Source organism: Micromonospora globispora (assembly GCF_003857015.1).
Classification (GTDB): Bacteria; Actinomycetota; Actinomycetes; order Mycobacteriales; family Micromonosporaceae; genus Micromonospora; species Micromonospora globispora.
The window spans coordinates 1-3,553 of sequence record NZ_QGGF01000533.1 but is presented as its reverse complement, the minus strand read 5'-3'; the positions used below and the strand labels follow the sequence as shown (position 1 = coordinate 3,553).

Here is a 3,553-nt window from a genome sequence, read left to right as displayed (position 1 = left end):
GTGGCGAACATCAAGTCCCAGATCAAGCGCAACCGGCAGAACGAGAAGCGCCGGCTGCGTAACAAGTCGGTCAAGTCGTCGCTGAAGACCGCCATCCGGAAGTTCCACGAGGCTGCCGAGGCCGGCTGGTACGCCCTCTGCCTGGACGGTGTGGACGGTCGGACCCCCGGGCTGCCCTGGGACCCCGCCGAGCTGGAAGCCACGCTGGCCGCGTACGCCCAGGTGGCGGCCGCGCTCGCCGATCCGCCCGCGGAGCTGGTCGCGCTCGGGCTGCCCAACCTCGCCGACCTGGCCCGCGACGACATCCTCTGGTGGGGCGACGTGGCCGCCGGCCGTGAGCCGACGCCGGAGCTGCCGCCGTGGGCGCGGAACCGGCTGCCCGAGCTGGTAGCCCTGGAGTCCCGCCTCCCTTCGTACGCAGGCGACGCCGGACCCGACCACCGGCTGGGGCTGATCCACTGCGATCTGCGGGTGGACAACGTGCTGATCGACCGGGACGGGCGCGCCTGGATCTGCGACTGGAACTGGCTCTGCCACGGCCCGGCCTGGTTCGACCTGGCCGGCCTCCTGATCACCGGGTACGCCAGCGGACTGGACGCGGACGTGGCCTTCGCCACCCACCCGACGTCGGCCGACGCGCCGCCCGACGCCCTCGACGTCACCCTGGCCGCCCTGTCCGGCTACTTCCTCACCAGCGCCGCCGCCGGACCATCCACCGCCTCCCCGCACATCCGGTCCCACCAGCGGTGGAGCGGCGAACAGGCGCTCGGCTGGCTGGCCGCCCGACAGGGCTGGAACTGAGCCGTTTTGGCTCGTCCCGGCGGACCTGGTAACCTGGCTTTTCGCGCGGCGATGACGCATGCTCGTCGTGCGCGAAAACAGACCAACCCGAGCTATCAAGACGAGGCTGTCGCGTGGCGAACATCAAGTCCCAGATCAAGCGCAACCGGCAGAACGAGAAGCGCCGGCTGCGTAACAAGTCGGTCAAGTCGTCGCTGAAGACCGCCATCCGGAAGTTCCACGAGGCTGCCGAGGCCGGCGACGCCGAGAAGGCCACCCTGCTCATGCGGGACGCCACCCGCGCGCTGGACAAGGCTGCCAGCAAGGGCGTCATCCACGCCAACCAGGCGGCGAACCGGAAGTCGGCGATCGCGAAGCGAGTCGCCTCGTTCTCGGCCTGAGCGCCTTCAGACCTGACCGGAAGCCCCGGGGGACCACCCCCGGGGCTTCCGGCTGTCTGCGTCCGGTGGTGGCGGACCTGCCGGCGCCGTCGGGCGGTCGGCGCCCACCCGACCCGGCGCGTACCGGGTGGTCGGCACCCGGGCCCGGCCGACCACCGGTTCCATCTGCCGGCGGAAGCGGTCCCGCTCCTGCTCCGGCACCAGCGCGGCGCTGCGCACCACCACCTCGGCGACCAGGTCGTTGAGCTTCACCATCACCGCCACCGCGGCTGGTAGCACCAGGACGGCCCACCAGCTGACCAGCTCGGCGAGGGCGAGCAGGACGGCCAGCGTGACCGCCCCCTCGAAGAAGAGGAAGCAGAGCACCCCGCCCGGGTTGACGAAGCGCAGCCCCAGAACCCGGGCATAGAGCGGCCGGTACCGCACCTCGTCGCTGGCGATGGTCGCCCAGGTCGTACGGGGGGATCGGGTCACCGGGCGCCGCCCTGCCGGGCGGCGGCGACGGAGAAGACGGCCCGCTCCAGCGCGTACGCCCGGTCGTCGGCACCGCCCTTGACGGCCGCGTTGCACTCGGCGGCCGCCCGCATCGCCTCGACCAGGCCCTCCGGCGTCCAGCCCCGCGCCTGCCGCTGGGCCCGTTCGATCTTCCACGCCGGCATGCCGAGGCTGCTGGCCAGCTGGTAGGGGCTGCCCCGGCCGGCGGAGGCGACCCGGGCCACGGTCCGGACCCCGTCGGCGAGCGCGTCGGCGATCGGCACCGGGTCGACGCCGACGTGCAGCGCCCAGCGCAGCGCCTCCAGCGCGCCGGGGACGTCACCGACCATGGTGGCGTCGGCGACGGTGAAGCCGGTCACCTCCACCCGTCCCCGGTAGTAGCGGGCCACCGTGTCCGCGCCGATCCGGCCGTCGGTGTCGGCGATGAGCTGGGAGCAGGCGGCGGCCAGTTCGCGCAGGTCGGTGCCGACCGCGGCGATCAGCCCCTCGGCGGCGTCCTCGGTGCACTTGCCCCCGCCGCGGCGGATCTCGTCCCGCACGAAGGCGACGCGTTCCCGATGACCCTTGAGCTTGGCCGCCGGCACCACGGTCGCGCCGGCCGACCGCAGCCCGTCGGCGAACGCCTTGCCCTTCGCGCCGCCGAGGTGCAGCACCACGAGCTGCACGTCGGGGTCGGGGTTCTTCGCGTAGGCCACCAGGGCGGTGACCAGGTCCTTGCGGGCGTCCTGGCCGGCGCGGAGGACGAGCACCCGGCGCCCGCCGAACAGCGACGGGCTGAGCATCTCGGCGATCTCCCCCACCGTCAGGGCGCCGGCCTGGTACTCCCGGACGTCCACGTCCGGGTCGACGCTGCGCGCCTTGGCGATCGCTTCGGTGACCGCTCGCGTGGCGAGCAGCTCCTCGTCGCCGAGAACGAGCAGAATCGGGGGCAGGCTGGCGACGGTCACGTCGCCCATATTCGCACGGCCCTCGACGGGAACGCGGCTGCTCATCGACGACGGTGACAGCACAGCCCGCACTCAGCGCGAATCCAGACATTTACCGCGGTCCCCGCCCGTCGGCTGTTGCCCGCCGCCTGCGCGTCGGGGTCGATCCTCGATCTCGTTGGCGCAGCCCGCGGCGGGCTGCGGGAGGTCACGGCTGCCGGCCGGGCCGGATGCCCCGGACGACCACCGCGAGCCCGTCCCCGTCCCGCACCGCCGCCGCGTCGCCGTCGGTGTCGGTCCGCAGCACCCGGGCGCCGTTGCGGGTCAACCGGGCCAGCAGGCCCGGGTCGGGGTGCCCGTAGTCGTTGTCGGCACCCACCGAGACGAGGGCGACGGCGGGACGAACGGCGTCGAGGAACTCCGGGTCCTGGTACGCCGACCCGTGGTGGGCGACCTTCAGCACGTCGGCCCGGAACGCCCCGGGCGGGCCGCTCTCCAGCAGCGCCCGCTGCTCTTCGGTCTCGGCGTCCCCGGGCAGCAGGATCCGCACGCCGGCCACCGTGGCGGCCAGCACGAGGGAATTGTTGTTCGGGTCCGACCGGCTGCCCCGCAGCGGGTACGGCGGGCCGAGGACGACCAGCTCCACTCCCCCGGCCCGCCACCGCCAGCCGACCGGCGCGCTACGCAGGGCGGCCGAGCCGGCCTGTGCGGCGGCGCGTACCTGGGACGCGCCGAACGCGGGCTCGGACCACTGCGGAGTCAGCACGGCGGCCACCCGCCGCCCCCGGAACACCCCGGCGATCCCGGCCACGTGGTCGGCGTGGAAGTGGCTGATCACCAGCAGCGGCACCTCCCGTACGCCGAGCCGGCGCAGGCAGCCGTCCACGCCCGCCGGGTCGGGTCCGGCGTCCACGACCACCGCCCGGCCGGCGGCGACCGGCAGCACCAGCG

General features: G+C 74.0%; 5 protein-coding genes. 2 read left to right on the top strand and 3 right to left on the bottom strand.

The window, feature by feature from the left end:
- Complete coding sequence (gene rpsT / locus DKL51_RS28105; protein WP_260428691.1) at window positions 1–801, top strand: 30S ribosomal protein S20; 801 nt, start codon at window positions 1–3, stop codon at window positions 799–801.
- Between the two features lie 113 nt (window positions 802–914).
- Window positions 915–1,181 carry a 30S ribosomal protein S20 gene (gene rpsT / locus DKL51_RS28100; protein WP_109942726.1) on the top strand — a complete coding sequence of 89 codons (267 nt, stop codon included), beginning with the start codon at window positions 915–917 and terminating at the stop codon, window positions 1,179–1,181.
- A gap of 6 nt (window positions 1,182–1,187) precedes the next feature.
- On the opposite strand, the gene DKL51_RS28095 is transcribed toward rpsT (DKL51_RS28100), so the two are convergent.
- The 3 genes from DKL51_RS28095 to DKL51_RS28085 form a co-directional block, all read right to left on the bottom strand.
- Entirely contained in the window at window positions 1,188–1,655 is a 468-nt protein-coding gene (locus DKL51_RS28095; protein WP_243420533.1) for a hypothetical protein, read from the bottom strand.
- A complete protein-coding gene (gene holA / locus DKL51_RS28090) occupies window positions 1,652–2,632 on the bottom strand; it encodes a DNA polymerase III subunit delta (RefSeq protein ID WP_109942727.1) in 981 nt (326 codons plus the stop codon). The genes DKL51_RS28095 and holA overlap by 4 nt, the downstream gene beginning before the upstream one ends.
- A 178-nt stretch (window positions 2,633–2,810) precedes the next feature.
- Window positions 2,811–3,553 (bottom strand): ComEC/Rec2 family competence protein (locus DKL51_RS28085; protein WP_124812680.1); only part of this gene is annotated, 743 nt, incomplete at its 5' end.

Excerpts from the sequence above, each read along its gene's own strand:
- holA (WP_109942727.1), bottom strand. The coding sequence starts at position 2,632 with ATGGGCGACGTGACCGTCGCCAGCCTGCCCCCGATTCTGCTCGTTCTC.